The sequence below is a fragment of the Streptomyces lincolnensis genome, assembly GCF_001685355.1.
Taxonomy (GTDB): Bacteria; Actinomycetota; Actinomycetes; order Streptomycetales; family Streptomycetaceae; genus Streptomyces; species Streptomyces lincolnensis.
In genome coordinates, this window is record NZ_CP016438.1 from 1,462,626 (window position 1) to 1,482,734 (window position 20,109).

Below are 20,109 nucleotides of genomic sequence, written 5' to 3' on the forward strand. Positions count from 1 at the left end.
GTTGGATTGTGTAACAGCGAGAGGCTGCGCCGGTATGGGTACAACTACGTACGCGGACGGGCCCGACACGCGGAGAGAGACATGGCACACGGGCTGGCCGGAGCCTACGAGCGCATGGCGTCGGTGGCCGTCGCGGCACTGCACGAGCACGACCCCGAGCGGCTGTGGCCGCTGCTGGCCGCCGCCCTGCCCGGCCTGTGCGGCGGCGACGCCGTGATCTACAAACTCGACGACTGGAACGAGCGCGCGGGCACGGTGGGCTTCTCCCCCGGTGCCGACACGGTGTTCGACCGGCTCGGCGGCGAGGCGATGGGGCTGCTGCGGGCGGGCTACCCCTTCGCCGGGCACTACGCGCACGGGCCCGACAGGACACCCGTCACGGCACGTCAGGTGGTCGGGGCGTCCTGGTCCGCCAGCCCGACCGCACGTCTGCTCGACGACCTCATGGACGTGGACCACGTCCTCGGGATGCCGCTCCCGCAGTCGACCACCCCGATCACCGGCTGCCTCGTCTACCGTTCCGGCCGCGACTTCACCGACGACCAGCTCCGTCTCGCCGAGCGCCTGCAACCGCTGCTGGCCGCGGTCGAGCAGCAGCGGCAGCTTCTGCAACGGTGGCAGCGGCTGGCCACGGCGCACGGCGGCACCGCCGAGCAGGCCACGGACCTCGGCCTGACCCCGCGGGAGACGACCGTTCTGCTCCTGCTCACCGACGCCCTCACGGCGAGCGCGATGGGCCGTCGCCTGGGCATCTCCGACCGTACGGTCCACAAACACATCGCCAACATCTACCGCAAGCTCGGGACGCACGACCGCATCAGCACGGTGCTGCGTGCGCAGCGGCTGGGGCTGGTGCCCGCACCGTCTCGCTGAGCGGGAAGGCTGCTGCCGTCAGCGCGGGAGGGCTTCCGCCATGGCCGCCGCGGCCGGGTCCAGGGCCGTCTCCCCGTCCTCGATGTCCCAGAGGGCGTTCTGGAGCAGCCGTCCCCGCGTCCAGCCGGCCGCGCGTCGGCGGTCCAGGCCAAGCGTCCCGGTGAGCAGGTCGAACCGGCGCCGCACGACGCGTGCGGAATCCCCGGCGGCCACGACGTCGTCCCACCGGCTGTTCAGGGCGGGCCACAGGTCGAAGCCGGGGTCCCCGGCGAGCGGTTCGGGATCGATGGCGAGCCACGGCTCGCGGTCCGCGGCGAGGACGTTGTCGTAGTGCAGATCCCAGTGCAGCATCCGGTCCCCCGGCTCGTCGACCAGGTCGGTCACCGCCGACGCCCAGGCGCGCAGGAGGCGCCGGTCGGCGGGGTCGGCCAGGGCGGTGACCGCCCTGGGGACCTGGTCCAGCATCTCGGCCGCGATGTCCCCGAGCGCTCTCAGGCCCTGGGGCGCGGGGACGGCCACGAGCCTCGCCTGCAGCTCGGCCAGGACACCCATCGCGGTGTCGTCGTCCGCCACCGAGGCCAGGGACCGGGGTTCCAGCCGTTCCAGCAGCATGCTCCCGCTGTCCGGGTCGTGATCGAGCAGCCGCACCATGCCGTCGCCGTCCCAGACGCGCAGCCCGACGAGCGCGGCGTCGACCTCCTCCCGGGGCAGCTGAAGCTTCAGCACGGCCCCACTGCCGTCCGCCCGCACCACCGGCAGCACCAGCGAGGCCTCTCCCGCGCCGGGCTCCCCGTCACGCCTCAACTCCCAGCGCTCCAGCATCTCGCCAGCGAGCCCGGGCAGCCGGGCGATCCAGTCCCGCCCTTCGTCACCGAAGGCCCTGCCGTACGACGCCACCAGCCCGTCGGGGACCTCGACCGGGGCGGACGTACTCATGGTGGCTCCCCTTCGAAGACGGCGCGGGCTTCCCCGCGCAACCTACCGGTCGGTGCCCGGGGCACACTTTCGCTTTTCCGAGGGGAAGGCGGCGCAGACGGACTTACGCGGGGAAGAACTCCCTGTCTGGCAGGGACGTGCGGGCTGATGCGATGCGGAAGTGAGCGTGGGAGTGGGCACCGATGTCGGGGAGCTTCGTGAGCGGTTGCGGCATGTCTACTGGATCGGAGGTGGGAGTGGGGGAGGCAAGTCGACGATGGCCCGCCTGCTCGCGGAGCGGTACGGGTGGCGGCTGTACGCGACGGATGACGTCATGCCGGCGCATGCCGGGCGGACGACGCCTCAGGAGGCGCCCTTGCTGCACGCGTTCATGGCCATGCACATGGACGAGCGCTGGGTGAACCGGTCTCCGGAGGTCATGCTGGAGACGTTTCACTGGTTTCACGGCGAGGGCTTCGGGCTGATCGTCGAGGATCTGCTGCGTCTGCCCCGGGAGCCGCGCGTCGTCGTGGAGGGCTTCCGGTTGCTGCCGCACCTCGTGAAACCACTGCTCGCCGCTCCCGAACAGGCCGTATGGCTGCTGCCCGCCCCCGACTTCCGCCAGGCCGCCTTCCGGATTCGGTCCGTGCCGGGTGAGGGATTCGTGTGGCGGACCAGCGATCCGGACCGCGCGGCGCGCAACGTCGCCACGCGTGACGCCCTCTTCACCGACGGGCTGAGGGAAGAGACCGCCCGGCTCGGCCTGCCGACCATCCCCGTCGACACGACGATGACAGAGGACGATCTGGCCGAACGGGTGACCAAGGCGTTCCGACTCTGAGGATCCAGGAGCACGCCGGGCTCCTGGAGCACCTGCTCGGGCTCTGACAAACGGGTCACCCCTGTTCCGGGGGGAGGTCGAAGCGCAGGCGCATGGCGGTGCCGATGAGGTGGTAGCCGGCGAGGCCGGGGGCGCCGAAGGGGTTGGGCAGGGGCGTGATGCGGCGGCGGGTGCCGTCCAGGACGTGGGAGACGTGGACGATGACGTAGGTCTCGTCGGGTCCAAGGCGGCTCGCCCGGGCGACCTCGGACTCGCCGAGTTCGAATTCGCAACGGTCGTGGGCGGAGGCCTTCACCTCGTACAGGAGCGTCTGGTCCCTGTCGTGGATCAGGAAGTCGTAGCCGAGCCGGTCGTCGCCGGAGCCGTCGGCGAACACGTGGCGGCGCAGGGGGGACTTCCAGGACTCCTCGGGAGGAACGCCGAACTGTCGCTCCAGCCAGGCGCCCACGGTCACTTCCCCCGCGAGGCCGACGGCCAGGTCCTTCTGCGTGTCACGGGCAGGGGCCCGGTAGGCACCGCCGCGCGCCTCCCGCGCGGAGGCGGTGCGTTGCCTGGGAAGGGCGGACGTGGACGGTGTGCGGGGGTGTGGGGCGGCGGCGAGTTGGTCGGGGGTGAGGTCGGCGGCCACCTGGCGTGCCAGGTCGCGCAGGTGGTCCGGGCCGACCGGAACGGCGCGGCCGTTGAGGAGGAGCGACGGGCCCGGGGCGGTGGGGCGCGGGGCGCTGCCGGGGGCGGCCGGGCTCGGGGCGGGCGGTGCCGGGTCGTTCAGGCCCAGGTCGGCCGCTCTGCCGGTGGCGGGCATGTCCTCGGGCCAGTGGCCGCGTGCCCGTAGCCAGGCGATCAGCGTGCGGGAGCCGATCGGCTCGAAGTCGAGCAGCCCCTCGGCGCCCATCGCCGACGCGACCTCGCCGGCCGACGGCAGCGCGGGGACCTCGCGGCCCTGACGGTCGAGCCAGGCCGTGATCCGGGCGCGCAGGTGGGGAAAGCGCGCGTGCACGGTGTCGACGCACTCCTCCTGGACCTCGGCCACCGGACGCGACGGCTGCTGCCGCACCGGCGCCGGGGGCAGGTGTGTGGCCGCCCATGCCTCGGCGTGGGCGTCGAGCAGGTCGGCGGAGAGGTCCCAGTGGGTGAGTCCCCATCCGGGGTCCGGCTCCAGCCCGGGGAGCGACCGGAGTCGTACGTACGCCGTGAGGGAGCCGCCCGCCTTGTGCGCCGTCGTGTGCGCGTCCCGGACGCGGTCGAGCAGTCGGGCCCTGTGCTGCTGGAGCCAGGCCTGGAACTGACGTCGATGCGTCTCCGAGTTGTCGACGGTCGGCAGGCCCATCGTCCGCCAGGCTCGGTTGGCATCGTCCAGCCGCACGTCCAGGGCAGACAGTTTGGACCGCCAGTCGCTCTCCTCCACAAGCCCCAGCAACTGGTCGGCGCGGTCGAGGTCGAGCCGGGCGACCAGCCAGTCGTGGAGTTCGCCGCGGTCGTGCAGGGTCTCCTGCGCCCGTTGCAGTTCCTCGGCGAGGGCGAGGTCGACGCAGGCGAGCAGCGGGACCAGCCGGGCGCTGCCGGAGCGGATCGAGGCACGGTCGGCGAGGACCGCCTCCAGGCGCTGCCGCGGGATGCCGAGTACGGCGGCGATGTCCGACTCGGTGACGTCCTCGACGCTCCGGCCTCTGCGTGCCAGATCGATGAACCGCAGCCGTACCGACTCGCTCAGGTAGGGGGCGCCGATCAAGGTGCTCAGGGCGGTCGCGGCGGTCTCCAGTACGTGCCAGTCGGAGGGCTGCGGCTCACCGACCACGACGACGAGGCGAGGCTCGTCCGGGTCGTCGTGCAGGAGCGAGCGGTCGTCGCCGGAGTCGTCGAGCGCGTGGCCGGCGATCCGTGTGACCGCGGTCCGTGCCACGACGACTCCACAGGCCCGCAGCCGTTGCCCGACCTGACGCGCCGAGGGGACCCTGGCTCGGGCGGAGCGGTCCTCGTCGAACTCCACCAGCGCGGTCAGGAGGATCTCCAGCCAAGGTCCGGCCAGGGCGAGGAGCGGCACTTGGTGCGCTTCGGCGATCGGCAGTCGGTCGACCAGGATGTCGAGCTCGGCCTCGCTCGTCCGCCGGACGGCGAAACGGCCCTGTTCCTCCAGGTGGTCGTGGACACGCTGGCCGAGAGGCCGGTCGGCGACCGGGAGAAGGGGCAGGGGCGTCCGGTCCAGCAGTCCGCGCTGCTGTGTGCCGCGCACGTCGGCCACGTAGACCGGTTCGGACTCGGACTCGGACTCGGACTCGGCAGTGAGCACGCCCAGCGTTCCGGCTCGGCTCACCAGGAGTTCGGTGAGGATCTCGGAGTACCCGACACCGATGCCGTCCGCGGGAAGAAGGTCCGCCCAGGCCTGCTCGTAGGCCCTGCCCAGCAGATGCCCCGAACGCCCCTGGCGGAGCCGGGGCATGCGGCGCAGCAGGTCGGGCAGGTGGCGGAGCCGGTCCACGGCGGTGTCGGGGTCGTCCCAGCGGCGCACGCCGAGCATCTCCAGGCGGGTCAGCACACGGTCCGACTGCCGGCTGCGCAGCGCGGCAGAGGCGACGGTGAGGTACGGGGGCGGCTCCTCCTGGCCCGACCACCACCACACGGTGCCGGCCGTGGCGAAGGCGGGGGCGTCCTCGTCGTCGCCCGATTGGGGAATCCATCGCGCTTCGCTCAAGAAGGCCGCCAGCGGAGTCGGCCATTTCGTGCCCTGCCGGTCGGTTCCGCCCACGAAGCTGAACTCGAGGGCGTCGCCGGGCCAGTGGTCCAGGCCGTGGACGATCAGCTCCGCGTACAGGCGTCGGCTCTCCTCGTCGAAGGTGGCGTACTCGCGCTGGCCGGGGAGCAGGGCCACCCTCCTGCGTGTCGGACGGTAGTCGACGGTGTGGTAGAGCACGGGGCGCCGGTTGGGCCATCGCTCGGCGGCAGAACGCCATTGCGTGTTCTCGGCCGAGTCCAGGTCCAGTGCCCACAGGCCGGGAAAGCTGTACCGGGCGTTGAGCTGAAGCCCTTTCACGGTCTGGAACGTGGTGACGTAGGTCGGTGGCAGGCCGTGGCGGACGCCCTGCTGTTCGAGAAAGCGGCGGAGTGTCCGGGCGTCGGTGCGGGTGCCGGCGCAGATCTCCTGGGCGGGGCGCACGACCCGGTCGGCGGCGGTGGCCAGGGACCGGGAGACTTTTTCGGTCCGCTCCAACAGGCGGGTCAGGGTGCGGCCGATCCCGCTGTGGCCGCCCGTCCAGCCCTCGCCGAACATGGCTTCCGTCGCGGGCACCCAGCCGTTGCGGCCCGGTACCAGCAGCCCCTTGATCACGGGCCCTCTGCCGCCGCGGTCCAGGGACGACGACGCCCACAGGGCGCACGCGAACAGAAGGTGTTCACGCAGGGCCGGTTCGTTGCCGCGGTCCTTGTGCATGGCTTCGCCCAGCACGGCCAGAAGGGCGGGCGGACTGTACTCGCGCACCAGCCCCTGTTCCTCCAGCCAGGCACGGGCCCGGGACCTCCGGCTGGTCCTCCTGCCCGTCCAGGCGATGTCCGGGTGGACGAAGGAGATGCTGTGCGCGAGCGCGGGCGGCAGGTCGGGAAGCGCCACCGGTGTGCCGCCGTCCGGGCGGCGGAAGAACAGCCCCGGGGCGCCGGCCGGGGCCGGTGTCCCGTCGGCCGTGAGGACGACCTTCCTGCCCTTCAGCTTCTCGCCGGTGCGGGCGACGCAGACCGAGAGGTCGTGGTAGTAGTCCGCCCAGGTCCCCGCGTCGAACTCCCCCTCGGCGAGGGTTGCCGCGACACGCTCCGCCCAGCCGGCGACCACCGAGGCGGGCGGGGGGAGGTCCAGTCCGCGGGCCGTCCCCAGCGCGACCAGCCGCTCGACACGCGGGGAGGGAAGCAGCGGGTCGATCAGGTGGGGGACTCCGGCGGCGGCGACGGCCTGCGGGGTGAACACGCGAGCCTGGCCGGGGCCGCGCCACACATAGCCCTCACGGAACGAGGTACGGGCGCCCCGGGGGTGCAGTACGGGCATGAACGGCACGTCGTCGAACTCGCGGTCCTGAGCCTTGAAGGCCACTTCCAGGCGCGGCAGTTGGTCGTGTTCCCAGCAGATGAGGTCGAGGAGTGCGCCCGCGGGCAGCTCGACGCGCCCCTCGTCGACCAGGACGGCCGCCCGTGCGCAGGCCTCGGCGGCGGTGTCGAGCAGCAGGTCGTTCCACCGCGTGGACTCCGTCATGGTGCGTCGGCTCACGTCCGTGTGGAAAGGGGCGTTGACGAACCCGCGCACCGGAGAGGTCCGCTCCGCCCCCATGGGCAGGAACGTGAACAGCCTGCCGCGTTCCAGCGGCTCGCCGGCGGGCACCGCCACGCTGACCACGGCCGAGTCGGCCAGCGCCTGCCAGCCGTCCTTCAGCGCTCCGGACCCCAGGCCGGCGGCGACGGCCTCGTGCGCGCGCTCGCTGTCCACGGCGGCCGTCACCATGATCAGGCGGGTGCGGCGGCGCAGCGTGATCTGCTGGATCTTCAGGCCGCGGGCGGTGAAGAGCGTGTCCACCGCGCGGGTGTAGACGCGGTGGTGCCGTCGGCCGCCCGCGCGGTGCGTCACGGACACCTTTCCGAGGCGGTCCAGGAAGAGTTCGAACGGCGCCCTGTCGTCGGTCAGTTCGCGCAGCTGGCGTACGGCCTCCCGCCTCGCCTCGGCGGAGCGCAGCGGGAGCCGGACCACGGTCACCAGCCCTCGCCGACGGAAGGGCGCCACCGCGGTCGGGATGTCGTCCACCGGGACCGGCACCTTCAAGGACGCGAGATTGGCCCGCAGTTGGCCGACGGCCTCCGGCCGACCGGGCGCGACCTGGTCGGCGAGCCGGTCGAAGTCGCCGTCCCGGGCGAAGCGGAAGCAGAATCCGTCGAAGGACTTGGAGGTGGGCCCGACGACGCTGTACAGCTCGGGGGCGGCGGTGAGTTGGAGCACGCTCTTGAAGCCGATGCCCTTGTGGCCGATGCCCTCGTCGGGGCGTTTGCTCGACAGGGCGATGCTGCACAGGGCTTCGAAGTTCTGGTACCCGAGGGGCTTACCGCCGTTCGCCACGTACAGCACGCCGTGCTCGCCCTCGTCCTCGTCGAGGACGATCTCGACGCGGCCTTCGCCGTGCCGGGCGGGGTGCGCGTCGTGGGCGTTCTGCAGCAGTTCGACCAGCACGCGTCCCGAGTACTCGGGCGAGAGCATCCGCTCGGTGACCTCTTTGAGTTCGAGGGCGGCTCTGCGGCCGCGCCTCAGGTCGTCGAGGCATCCCTCGGCCTCCATGACCGCCGTCGCCACGACCCGCTTCCGCCTGGCCGCACCGGCGCGGCCGACACCCTGCCGCGCTCGTTTCCGCTCGTCCGTCACTCGTTCCCCCGAAGTCCCCGCCAAGCCCCCTGAAAGCACTGATCCCGACCATAGGGGGTACCACTGACAATCGGCGGCGGAATGCCGGGGGGCGGGGGCTCGGGTGCCCCCGCCCGCCGGTACGGACTTTCCCTCAGCTCGCGGAGCAGGTCGCCCCGTTCAGGGTGAAGGCCGTCGGGGCCGCGTTCGTGGCTCCCTTGGTGCCGATGAAGCCGACGGTGACGGAGCCGCCGGCGGGGATGGTGTTGGTGTAGGAGGCGGGGGTGACGGCGACCGTGCCGCCGCTCTGGGTGGCGGTGCCGCCCCACATGTTGGTGACGGTCTGGCCGTTGGCGAAGGTGAAGCCGAGCTTCCAGCCGGTGAGGGCGGCGGTGCCGGTGTTGCGGATGGCGATCTCGCCCTGGAAGCCGCCCTGCCAGTCGCCCACGACGCGGTAGCCGACGGAGCAGGTGCCGGTGGGGGCGTCGTCGGTGGTGACGGTGACCGTGGCCGAGCGGGTCGAGCGGTTGCCGGCCGCGTCACGGGCGTAGACGGCGAAGGTGTACGCCGTGTCGGGGGTGAGGCCGGTGAGCGTCGTGGAGGTGGTGGTGGAGGAGGCGGCCGCGGTCTCCGTGGTGCCGTTGACGCGGACCACGTCGTAGCGCGTCACGCCAACGTTGTCGGAGGAGGCGGGCCAGGTCAGCGTGGCCGAGGTGGCGGTCACGGCGGAGGCGACGGGAGTGCCGGGGGCGGTCGGTGCCTGGGTGTCGCCGGTGCCGCCGCCGAAGATCGTGGCTTCCTTCGAGGTCTGGGCGATGCCGTTGGCGCCGTTGAAGATGCGCTGGCCCCACGCGCTGAGGCGGCTCGGGTCGAAGTCGATCGCCAGGTCGAGGATCGGGTCGGTGTTGCCGCTCCAGGACCAGGCCAGGTAGCCGAGGTCGAGCTGCTCGGCGGTGGCCATCATGGTGTCCTCGTCGGGATCGCCCCACTGGTCGGCGGGACCGCCGAACTCACCGATGAGGAGCGGGAGTTTGGCGTTGACGAAGGCGTTGAGGTAGTCGGTGATCTCCGCCGCCGTGTCGAAGACGCTGTACATGTGGATCGAGAAGATCAGGTTGCCGGTGGTGTCGGCGTCGTAGACGCTCTGGGCGTTGGCGCGCATGACGCCCTGCCAGTCCTGGCCCCAGTTGGGCGCGTCCACCATGATCGTGTGCTGGAAGCCGGCGGTCCGCAGCTTCTGGATCGCGGCGATGGTGGGGGCGGTCCAGCCGTCGGGATTGGTGTTGCCCCAGGGCTCGTTGCCGATGTTGATGATGATGTGGTTCTCCTGGCCGGCCAGGACGTTCTTCAGGCCGATCCAGTAGTCGGCGGCGTGGTCGAGGGTGCCGGCGGCGGCCTCCTCGCCGTAGCCGGTGGTGTCGTGCACCTCCAGGACGCAGATCAGCCGGTTGGCCTTGCACTGGGTGATGACGTTGGCCACGTCCGCAGCGCTGTTGGCGGTCCAGCGGTGGCCGTCGGCGAGGACGACACGGACCGTGTTGGCGCCGAGTGCCTTGACGTCGGCCAGGGACTGCGTCTCGTTGGGGTACCAGGTGTGGGCGTGGTTGACGCCCCGCATCACGAAGTCGTTGCCGTTGGCTTCGAGCAGGCGGCCGTTGCTGATGTGGAGACCGGTGGCCCGCGCGCCGGACGGCTCCGCCACCGCGACGGCCGGGAACAGCGCTCCGAGCAGGGCGATCCCCAGCAGGGTCGCGAGTCCTGCCAGTAGACGAACCAGTGTCGTGCTTCTTGTTCTTCTCACTGCGACTCCAAGAGTGAGCGCCAAGAAACTCAGGCATCAGAGGAAACTGTTATGGGAGCGCTCCCATACAAGCCACTCCGACACGTACACGTCAAGGCATCGCGCACAGAGCGGGACAGTGGCCGCCGCGTCAGACCGCCACGGACAGGACGTGTGCCTGCCACGCCTCCAGTGCCACGAACAGGCCGGCGTCGGCCAGTTCGTCGCCCGCGCGGTCGTACGTCTGCCCCGTGAGCAGGTCGGTCAGGCGGTGCTCGCGGCCCCGGAGGTCGTCCCACGGGAGCGGCACCCGGCCCTGGGCCGGGTGGTCGGAGTCGTTGACGACGACCAGGTGGCGCGCGTCGGTGTCGGTCCAGCTCCAGGCGAGCAGGGCGCGGTGGCTGTCGTTGTCCGGCCAGCCGGCCGGGGTCAGCCCGCGCCATCCGCCCCGGCGTACGGCGGCCGCGGCCTCCAGCAGCCGGCTGTAGAACGTGCGGGTCGGTTCGTCGGCCGGTTCCTGGGGCCTGCGGGCGAGGAAGACCGGCGGGCGCACCCGGCGGCCCTCGAACTGGCCCTCGTGCCACAGGGTCGCGCCGGGGAGGGTCGCGACGGTCACGGCCGCCGCCCGGCCGCGTGCGCCGGGGAGGGTGGCGGCGGCCCGGGGTTCGTCGTGGTTCTCCAGGAAGCGGACCAGGCCCTGCTGGTACACGAGGTCGGCGTGCAGGTGGGCGCGGACGGAGTCGGCGTCCTCGTGGGCGAGGCGGTCGTAGAGCCGCTTGTCGTAGCAGTGGTCGAACCCCTGCTGTTGGAGGGCCCCTTCGAGGTCCCAGTAGGCCTCGGCGACGAACAGCAGGCCGGGGTGGCGCTCGCGCACGCGCGGGACGACGTACGGCCAGAAGTCGTCGACGGGCGGTGGGCCCGCGCGGTCTCCCCAGGTCTTGGCGAAGACGTCGTTCATCAGCAGCATCGCCATGTCGCAGCGCACACCGTCCGCCTGGTCGCCGATGGAGACCAGGGTGTCGATCGTGGCCGCCCGCAACTCGTCGCTGAAGGCGTTCAGTTGGGCCACGTCCGGCCAGGGCGCGAAGAAGGGGTCGCGGCCCCGGGCGTAGATCCGTCCGCCGGTCTCGACGAAGGCCTCCGGTGTGCGGGTCAGGTCCTCCTCGGTGCCCCGGATCAGGCAGTCGGGGCGTTCGGTGAGCCAGGGGTGGTCCGGGGCGACATGGTTGGGGACATGGTCGAGGATCAACTTCAGTCCCCGTGAGGCCAGTTGGGCCCGGGCGGCGGCCAGTCCGTCCGGGCCGCCGAGGGAGGCGTCGACGACGTAGTTCCGTACGCAGTACGGGGATCCGGCGATGTCGGCCTCGGTGACGTCGGGCAGGGCGGCGCGGAAGGACGCCATCAGGTGCTCGTCGCGCAGCGCGATCCGCAGTCCTGCCGGGCTGCGCTCCCAGACGCCCATCAGCCAGACGGTGTCGATGCCGGGCCGCGCGACCTCGTCCCAGACCTCGCCGGGCACCTCACCCAGGGTGACGGGCCGTCCGTAGCGGTGGCTCAACTCCCCCAGCCAGACGAGCGTGTTGATCTCGTAGATCACCGTCACGACAGCGGCTCCTCCCGCTCGCCCGGGGGCCTGAGCGACTCCCGCCCGCCCTGCTGCCACTCGTCGGCGCCGATGGTGTGGAACAGCGTCACCGTGGCCGCGACCAGGCCGGTCCAGCCGGTCTGGTGGGAGGCGCCGAGACCGGCGCCGTTGTCGCCGTGGAAGTACTCGTAGAAGAGGATCAGGTCCTTCCAGTGCGGGTCCTTGGCGAACACGCTCTGCGCGCCGTGGACGGGACGGTGGCCGTCGGTGTCGGGCAGGAAGGTGGAGGTGAGCCGGTCGGAGATCTCGCGGGCCACCTCGTACAGGTTGAGCTGTCGTCCGGAGCCGGTCGGGCACTCCACGGTGAACTCGGGGCCGTGGTAGCCGTGCAGGTTGAGCAGCGCGCGGATGAGGAGGATGTTCATCGGGAACCACACCGGGCCGCGCCAGTTGGAGTTGCCGCCGAACATGCCCGAGTCGGATTCGGCGGGCAGATAGCCGACGCCGTAGGTCCGGCCGCCGACCTCGAAGGAGTACGGGTGGTCCGCGTGGTGGCGGGAGAGCGAGCGGATGCCGTGCGGTCCGAGGAACTCCTTCTCGTCCAGCATGCGGGCCAGGATGCGGCGCAGCCGGTCCTCGCCGAAGAGGGCGAACAGATAGCGGCCGTCGGCGGTCGGGTCCGCGGTGGCATGCTGGGTGACGAAGGCCTCGACGGCCGGGTGTCGCCTGATGAACTCCTTCGCTCCCTCGACCAGTTGGGGGAAGCGCTGGTCGGTCCGGCCGCCGATGATGCTGGTCGCCGCCAGCGGTATCAAGCCGACCAGGGACCGCACCTTCAGCCGGGTGGCGCTGCCGTCGGGCAGTCGCAGCACGTCGTAGAAGAAGCCGTCCTCCTCGTCCCACAGGCTGGCGTTGTCCCGGCCGATGCGGTTCATGGCGACGGCGATCCAGGCGAAGTGCTCGAAGAGCATCTGCGCCTGCTCGACGTAGACGGGGTTGTCCACGGCGAGTTCGATGGCGATGTCCAGGAGGTTCTGGCAGTACAGGGCCATCCAGGCGGTGCCGTCGGCCTGGTCGAGGTGGCCGCCGGTGGGCAGGGGCGCGCTGCGGTCGAAGACGCCGATGTTGTCGAGTCCGAGGAAGCCGCCCTGGAAGACGTTGTTGCCGTCGACGTCCTTGCGGTTGAGCCACCAGGTGAAGTTCTTCATCAGCTTCTGGAAGGCGTTCTCCAGGAAGGCCCGGTCGGCCTTGCCGGTGCGGTGCTTCTCCAGTTCGTAGACGAACAGGACCGCCCAGGCGTGCACGGGCGGGTTGACGTCGCCGAAGTTCCATTCGTACGCCGGGATCTGGCCGTTGGGATGCAGATACAGGCGGCGCAGCAGCAGGTCCAGCTGGCCCTTGGCGAAGCCGATGTCGACCATGGCCAGGGGGAGGGTGTGGAAGGCGAGGTCCCAGGCCGCGAACCAGGGGTACTCCCAGGTGTCGGGCATCGACATGACCTCGTCGTTGACCATGTGGTACCAGGAGCTGTTGCGGATGCGCGGGTCCGCGGAGAGCGGGTCGACGCCGTGCTCGGCGAGCCAGCGCTCGACGTCCAGGTAGTAGTACTGCTTGCTCCAGAGCATCCCGGCGAGCGCCTGGCGGACCATGCGGCGCTCCTCCTCGCCCATGCCGTCGGGGGCGAGAGCGGCGTAGAAGGCGTCGGCCTCGGTGCGGCGGGTGTCCAGTACCGCGCCGAACTCACCCCAGGGGTCGGTGAGTTCGGTGCCGGTCAGGCGCAGGCGGATGGTGGCGCTGCCGCCGCCGGGGACGGTCAGGACGTGGTGGACGGCCGCTTTGGTGCCGGTGCGTTCGGGGTTGACTGCGGCGCTCTCGCCGTGGACGACGTAGCGGTCGATGCCGTCCTTGACGTACGGCGTGGTGTTGGGGCTGCCGAAGACGCGCTCGTTGTTGGTCTCGTTGCCGGTGAAGAGGGGCTCGCCCTGGTGGTACAGCCATCGCGGGCCGAGTTCCTCGTGGTCGGCGCGGACGGCGCCGTCCGCGGCGCGCAGTGCGGGGACCGCCGTACCGCCGGCCCAGGACCAGGTGTGGCGGAACCAGAGGGTCGGCAGCAGGTGCAGCACGGACTCGTCGGGGCCCCGGTTGTGCGCGGTGATCTCGACCAGGAGGTCCTCGGGGCCGGCCTTGGCGTACTCGACGACCACGTCGAAGTAGCGGTCCTCGTCGAAGACACCGGTGTCGAGGAGCTCGTACTCGAAGTCGCGGCGGCCCCGGCCCTCGTTGGTGGCGACGAGGTCGCCGTAGGGGAACTCGCCCTGGGGGTACTTGTAGAGGTACTTCATGTACGAGTGGGTGGGCGTGTTGTCGACGTAGAAGTAGTACTCCTTGACGTCCTCGCCGTGGTTGCCCTCGGCGTTGGTCAGACCGAACATCCGCTCCTTGAGGATCGGATCGCGGCCGTTCCACAGGGCCAGCGCGAAGCACAGCCGCTGTTTGTCGTCGCTGACGCCGGCGATGCCGTCCTCGCCCCAGCGGTAGGCGCGGGAGCGGGCCTGGTCGTGGGTGAAGTACGACCAGGCCTCGCCGTCCGGGCTGTAGTCCTCCCGGACGGTGCCCCACTGACGCTCGCTCAGGTACGGCCCCCAGCGCCGCCAGGGCGCCGTCCCCGCGTCCGCCTCCGCCAGTCGCCGCCGCTCGGCATCCGGTGCGCCACTGCCCGTCGCCATCGCCCGTCCTCCTCGCCGCCCGGCACCCGTGTCCGGGACGTCCAGACTCGGACGGGCGGGGGCGGTCCGCAATGGCGGTGGGCCATATGGAAGCGGGCTCCTCGGTTCCGGGCTCAGGCGATCTCGACCAGCAGATCACCGCCCTCGACCTGCTGGATCCTGTTGATGGCGAGGCGGGAGACCCGGCCGGCCTTCGGGGCGGTGATCGCGGCCTCCATCTTCATCGCCTCGATGGTGGCGACCGTGGCACCGGCGTCGACCTCGTCGCCCTCGGCGACGGTCAGGGTGACGACTCCGGCGAACGGCGCGGCCACATGGCCGGGGTCGGAGCGGTCGGCCTTCTCGGTGGTGGGGATGTCGGAGGAGGCGGCGGCGTCCCGCACCTGGATCGGGCGCAACTGGCCGTTCAGGGTGGACATCACGGTGCGCAGGCCGCGCTCGTCGGCCTCGCCGACGGCCTCCAGGGCGATGAGGAGGCGGACGCCGGGCTCCAGGTCGACGGCGTACTCCTTGCCGGGCCTGAGGCCGTAGAAGAAGTCCTTGCTGTCCAGCAGGCTGGTGTCGCCGTAGCTCTGGCGGTGGGTCTCGAACTCGCGGGTCGGGCCCGGGAACAGCAGCCGGTTGAGGGTGGCGCGCCGGTCCTTCTCCAGTCCGGTGCGGTCCTCGGCGGTCAGCTCCGTCACGGGCTTGGCCTCGGCCCGGCCCTCCAGCGCCCGGCTGCGGAACGGCTCCGGCCAGCCGCCGGGCGGCGTGCCCAGCTCGCCGCGCAGGAAGCCGATGACGGAGTCGGGGATGTCGAAGCGGTTCGGTGTCTGTTCGAACTCCTCGGGGCTGACCCCGGCGCCGACCAGGTGCAGGGCGAGGTCGCCGACGACCTTGGAGGAGGGCGTGACCTTCACCAGGTGGCCGAGGATGCGGTCGGCGGCGGCGTACATCGCCTCGATGTCCTCGAAGCGGTCACCGAGGCCGAGGGCCACGGCCTGGGTGCGCAGGTTGGACAGCTGGCCGCCGGGGATCTCGTGGTCGTAGACGCGTCCGGTCGGGGAGGCCAGGCCCGCCTCGAAGGGGGCGTAGATCCTGCGGACGCTCTCCCAGTACGGCTCCAGGTCGCCGACGGCCCTCAGGTCCAGGCCGGTGGGCCGCTCGGAGTGGTCGGTGGCGGCCACGATCGCGGACAGCGACGGCTGGGAGGTCGTCCCGGCCATGGACGCCACCGCTCCGTCCACGGCGTCCGCGCCCGCCTGGACGGCCGCCAGGTAGGTGGCGAGCTGGCCGCCGGCCGTGTCGTGGGTGTGGATGTGCACGGGCAGGTCGAACTCGCGGCGCAGCGCGGAGACCAGCTTGGCGGCGGCGGGCGCGCGGAGCAGGCCCGCCATGTCCTTGACGGCCAGGACGTGGGCGCCCGCGTCGACGATCTGCTCGGCCAGCCGGAGGTAGTAGTCGAGGGTGTAGAGCTGTTCGTTGGGGTCGGACAGGTCGGAGGTGTAGCACAGGGCGACCTCGGCGACGGCCGTCCCGGTCGCGCGGACGGCGTCGATGGCGGGCCGCATCTGGTTCACGTCGTTGAGGGCGTCGAAGATGCGGAAGATGTCGATGCCGGTGGCGGTGGCCTCCTGGACGAAGGCGTCGGTCACCTCCGTCGGGTACGGCGTGTAGCCGACGGTGTTGCGGCCGCGCAGCAGCATCTGGAGGCAGATGTTGGGGACGGCCTCGCGCAGGGCGGCCAGCCGGTCCCAGGGGTCCTCGGCGAGGAAGCGCAGGGCCACGTCGTAGGTGGCGCCGCCCCAGCACTCCAGGGAGAGCAGTTCGGGCAGGGTGCGGGCGACCACCGGGGCGACGGCGAGGAGGTCCTTGGTGCGGACGCGGGTGGCCAGCAGTGACTGGTGGGCGTCGCGGAAGGTGGTGTCGGTGACGCCGATGGTCCGCGACTCGCGCAGCCAGCGGGCGAAGCCCTCGGGGCCGCGGGCCGTGAGGATCTGCTTCGAGCCCGCGGACGGCTCGGTACCGGCGTCCACCTGGGGCAGCTTGGTCGTGGGGTCGATCAGGTCGGGGCGTTCGCCGTGCGGCTTGTTGACCGTGACGTCGGCCAGGTAGGTGAGCAGCTTGGTGCCGCGGTCGGCGGAGTGCCGGGAGGTGAGCAGGTGCGGGCGTTCTTCGATGAACGACGTGGTGACACGGCCCGCCTGGAAGTCCGGGTCGTCCAGGACCGCCTGGAGGAACGGGATGTTCGTGGCCACACCGCGGATGCGGAACTCGGCCACGGCACGCCGGGCGCGGTTGACCGCGGTGGTGAAGTCCCGGCCCCGGCAGGTGAGTTTGACCAGCATCGAGTCGAAGTGCGCGCTGATCTCCGTACCGGCGTGGGTGGTGCCGCCGTCCAGGCGGATGCCGGAGCCGCCGGGCGAGCGGTAGGCACTGATGCGGCCGGTGTCCGGGCGGAAGCCGTTGGCGGGGTCCTCGGTGGTGATACGGCACTGGAGGGCGGCGCCGCGCAGGGTGACCGTCTCCTGGGAGAGGCCGAGGTCGGCGAGGGTGGCGCCGGCGGCGATGCGCAGCTGGGCCTGGACGAGGTCGACGTCGGTGACCTCCTCGGTGACCGTGTGCTCGACCTGGATGCGCGGGTTCATCTCGATGAAGACGTGGTTGCCGTCGCGGTCGAGGAGGAACTCGACGGTGCCGGCGTTGCGGTAGCCGATCTCGCGGGCGAACCTCACCGCGTCGGCGCAGATCCGCTCGCGCAGCTGGGGGTCGAGGTTGGGCGCGGGCGCCAGCTCGATGACCTTCTGGTGGCGGCGCTGCACCGAACAGTCGCGTTCGAACAGGTGGATGACGTTGCCCTGGCCGTCGGCGAGGATCTGTACCTCGATGTGGCGGGGGTCGACGACGGCCTTCTCCAGGAAGACGGTGGCGTCACCGAACGCGGAGGCCGCCTCGCGGGCCGCCGCCTCGATGGACTCCCGCAGCTGCGCGGGCTCCTGGACCCGGCGCATGCCGCGTCCGCCGCCGCCGGCGACCGCCTTGACGAAGACGGGGAAGCCGATGTCGTCGGCGGCGCGGACCAGTTCGTCGATGTCGGTGGAGGGGGCCGAGGAGCCCAGCACGGGGACGCCCGCGGCGCGGGCGGCGGCGACCGCGCGGGCCTTGTTGCCGGTGAGTTCCAGGATGTCGGCGCTGGGTCCGACGAACGTGATGCCCGCCTCCTCGCACGCGCGTGCGAGCTCGGGGTTCTCGGAGAGGAAGCCGTAGCCCGGGTAGACGGCGTCGGCGCCGGACTGCCGGGCGGCACGGACGATCTCGTCGACGGAGAGGTAGGCCCGCACCGGATGCCCGGGTTCGCCGATCTCGTAGGCCTCGTCGGCTTTGAGCCGGTGCAGTGAGTTGCGGTCCTCGTGCGGGAAGACGGCGACGGTTCGCGCGCCGACCTCGTATCCGGCGCGGAAGGCGCGGATCGCGATCTCACCACGGTTGGCGACGAGTACCTTGCGGAGCATTCCCGTTCCCTTCGGCCTGCCGGTGAAGAACACCCATGGTGTCGGCTGTGTCGGCTTCTGGCCATGAGAGGCGGGTCACGTACCGGAGGGTGTTTTGCCATCCTGCGTGCTGGTTCGGCAGCGGTTTCAGACCGGGCCGGGGCCCGAGTCGCCCTTGAGGCGCTCCAGATCGGACGGGCGGACCTGGATGACCAGTACCGCGATCAGCGCCGCGACGACGGTGAAGATCGCCGCCATCACGAAGGCGGCCGAGACCCCCGCGGTGAGCACCTCGTCGGCCCAGCGGCCCGGCAGTTGCCCGGTGCGTTCGAACCGCAGGCGCTCGGCCGGGGTGGCCTGGGCGAGGAAGCGCGGGATCTGCTTCTCCGCCTCGTTGGTGCTGGCCGTACCGAACATGGTGACCAGGATGGACAGCCCCAGCGAGCCGCCGACCTGCTGGGTGGCGTTGAGGAGGCCGGAGGCGGCGCCGGTCTCCTGGACGGGCACATTGGACAGCGCCATCAGGGTGAGCGAGACGAACTCCATGCCCATGCCGAGACTGAAGACGAGCATCGGCCCGAGGACGCTGCCCGCGTAGGTGGAGTGCACGTCGGTCAGGGTCAGCCAGGCCAGGCCGGTCGCCGCGAGGACGGCGCCCACCACCATGAAGGGCTTGGGGCCGTACGTGGGCAGGAACCGTGAGGCCAGTCCGGCGCCGACCGCGATGACCGCACTGACCGGCAGGAAGGCGAGACCGGCCGCGAGCGGGCTGAAGTCCAGCACGTTCTGCACGAAGAGCGTGAGGAAGAAGAACATCCCGAAGATGGCGGCGGCCAGGCAGAGCATGATGCCGTAGGTGCCGGCGCGGTTGCGGTCGGCGAACATGTGCAACGGCGTGATCGGCTGCCGGGATCTCCGCTCGATCAGCACGAACACCGCGAGGACGACGACGGCCACCCCGAAGGAGGCCAGGGTCAGCGCGTCCCGCCAGCCGTCCTGCGCGGCGCGGATGAAGCCGTACACCAGCAGCACCATGCCGACCGTGGAGGTGAGGGCGCCGGTGATGTCGAAGCGGCCGGGGTGGCGTTCGGACTCCCTGATCCAGCGAGGGGTGGCGAGCACGATGAGCAGGCCGATGGGCACGTTGACGAAGAGCACCCAGCGCCAGTTGAGCCACTCCACGAGAACGCCGCCGGCGAGCAGTCCGATCGCGCCGCCGCCCGCCGAGACGGCGGCGAAGACCCCGAAGGCCCGGTTGCGTTCCGGCCCTTCACGGAAGGTCGTGCTGATCAGGGCGAGCGAGGTCGGGGAGGCGATGGCGCCGCCGACGCCCTGGAGGGCGCGCGCGGCCAGGAGTTGGCCGGCGTTCTGGGAGAGACCGCCGAGCAGGGAGGCCAGCACGAACAGCAGCACGCCGAAGACGAAGACGCGCCGTCTGCCGAGGATGTCCCCGGCCCGCCCGCCGAGGAGCAACAGGCCGCCGAAGGTCAGCGTGTAGGCGTTGACCACCCAGGACAGGTTGGCGGTGGAGAAGTCCAGGGAGCGCTGGATCTCCGGCAGCGCGATGTTCACGATGGTGATGTCCAGGACCACCATCAGCTGACAGGACGCGATGACCAGCAGGGCCATGGAGTTTCCACCACCGCCGGCTTTCTGCTGGGCGGTGGTCTGCGGCGAGGAGTTCGGCTGCGCTGTACCCATGGCGTGTCGGGGCCGGGCCCCGGGTGGAGTCGGTGAACGGTTCCGTCCACTGTTCGACCGTACGCCCGCTTCCTGATCGTCACCACTCGATTGGCGGTACCCGCCCGCGCGCCGGTGGAGTCACTCCCAGACCACGACGTTGCGCCGGACCGGCACGGTCGAGGCGTCGGCGGCGAAGAGTTCGGGCGAGTGCGCGCGGATGCGCTCGATGTCGTCGAAGACGGCCCGCAGGTGGGTGCGCATGGCGGTGCGCGCGCGGGGGAGGTTCCCGCCGACGACCGCGTCGAAGATCTCGTGATGCTGGGCGGCGAAGACGGCCGGCGAGACGTTCTCATGGAGGCCGAGGCGCCGGGCCCGGTCCAGATGCCCCTTCGCGGCGGCGACGGTGTTCCAGACGTCGCCGTGGCCGCTGAGCCGCATCAGGCCGTGGTGGAAGGCCTCGTCCAGCGCGAAGAACTCCTCCAGGCCGAGATCCGCGCGCCGCTGGCGTCCGAGGTTGTCCCGCAGCTCCTCGACGACCGCGGTGTCGAGCCGGTCGGGCAGGCTCTCCAGGGAGGCGAGTTCCACGGCCTCGCGCAGGAACTGGGCGTCGGCGACCTGGGCCGGGTCGACCCGGGAGACGAAGGATCCGATCTTCGGGAAGACCTGCACCAGGCCCTCCTGGGACAGCAGGATCAGGCTCTCGCGCACCGGAGTGCGGCTGACGCCCAGGGACGCGGCGAGTTCGTTCTCCGAGAGGGCGGCGCCCGGGGCGAGTTCCAGGGTCAGGACCATCTGACGCAACTTCAGATAGATGTCGCGCCGACTCGTCCGCCCGTTCGTTTGAGCCATGCCCACATCGTACGTAGAGCGGCGC

10 protein-coding genes are annotated in these 20,109 nt (G+C 71.4%); 2 read left to right on the forward strand and 8 right to left on the reverse strand.

Features of this window, described 5'->3' with window-relative positions; translation table 11 throughout:
* The first annotated feature begins 81 nt into the window (after positions 1-81).
* Positions 82-873, forward strand: coding sequence for a helix-turn-helix transcriptional regulator (locus tag SLINC_RS06530; RefSeq protein ID WP_067427836.1), 792 nt, complete (start codon positions 82-84; stop codon positions 871-873).
* A gap of 18 nt (positions 874-891) precedes the next feature.
* Here SLINC_RS06530 and SLINC_RS06535 read toward each other — a convergent pair whose 3' ends face one another.
* Complete coding sequence (locus SLINC_RS06535; RefSeq protein ID WP_067427838.1) at positions 892-1,809, reverse strand: aminoglycoside phosphotransferase family protein; 918 nt, start codon at positions 1,807-1,809, stop codon at positions 892-894.
* Between the two features lie 160 nt (positions 1,810-1,969).
* Here SLINC_RS06535 and SLINC_RS06540 point away from each other — a divergent pair, with 160 nt between their 5' ends.
* The gene (locus tag SLINC_RS06540; RefSeq protein ID WP_225988265.1) at positions 1,970-2,629 is read left to right on the forward strand and encodes a hypothetical protein; all 660 of its coding nucleotides are present in this window, start codon (positions 1,970-1,972) and stop codon (positions 2,627-2,629) included.
* Positions 2,630-2,684: 55 nt separating this feature from the next.
* Here the strand turns inward: SLINC_RS06540 and SLINC_RS06545 are convergent, their stop codons facing one another.
* The 7 genes from SLINC_RS06545 to SLINC_RS06575 form a co-directional block, all read right to left on the reverse strand.
* Positions 2,685-7,943: a sacsin N-terminal ATP-binding-like domain-containing protein gene (locus SLINC_RS06545; RefSeq protein ID WP_152038974.1), complete on the reverse strand. Its 5,259-nt coding sequence runs from the start codon at positions 7,941-7,943 to the stop codon at positions 2,685-2,687.
* A 202-nt stretch (positions 7,944-8,145) separates the two neighbouring features.
* Positions 8,146-9,792 carry a cellulase family glycosylhydrolase gene (locus SLINC_RS06550; protein WP_067427845.1) on the reverse strand — a complete coding sequence of 549 codons (1,647 nt, stop codon included), beginning with the start codon at positions 9,790-9,792 and terminating at the stop codon, positions 8,146-8,148.
* Positions 9,793-9,922: 130 nt separating this feature from the next.
* The gene (locus SLINC_RS06555) at positions 9,923-11,374 is read right to left on the reverse strand and encodes an alpha-amylase family protein (protein ID WP_067427848.1); all 1,452 of its coding nucleotides are present in this window, start codon (positions 11,372-11,374) and stop codon (positions 9,923-9,925) included.
* Positions 11,371-14,082 carry an MGH1-like glycoside hydrolase domain-containing protein gene (locus SLINC_RS06560; RefSeq protein WP_067427851.1) on the reverse strand — a complete coding sequence of 904 codons (2,712 nt, stop codon included), beginning with the start codon at positions 14,080-14,082 and terminating at the stop codon, positions 11,371-11,373. The genes SLINC_RS06555 and SLINC_RS06560 overlap by 4 nt, the downstream gene beginning before the upstream one ends.
* Positions 14,083-14,195: 113 nt before the next feature.
* Entirely contained in the window at positions 14,196-17,573 is a 3,378-nt protein-coding gene (locus SLINC_RS06565; RefSeq protein WP_067427853.1) for a pyruvate carboxylase, read from the reverse strand.
* Between the two features lie 126 nt (positions 17,574-17,699).
* Positions 17,700-19,181, reverse strand: a complete 1,482-nt coding sequence (locus tag SLINC_RS06570) for an MFS transporter (RefSeq protein ID WP_067427855.1) — start codon at positions 19,179-19,181, stop codon at positions 17,700-17,702.
* 192 nt (positions 19,182-19,373) lie between these two features.
* Positions 19,374-20,084 carry a GntR family transcriptional regulator gene (locus SLINC_RS06575; RefSeq protein ID WP_067445099.1) on the reverse strand — a complete coding sequence of 237 codons (711 nt, stop codon included), beginning with the start codon at positions 20,082-20,084 and terminating at the stop codon, positions 19,374-19,376.
* Between the last annotated feature and the right edge of the window lie 25 nt (positions 20,085-20,109).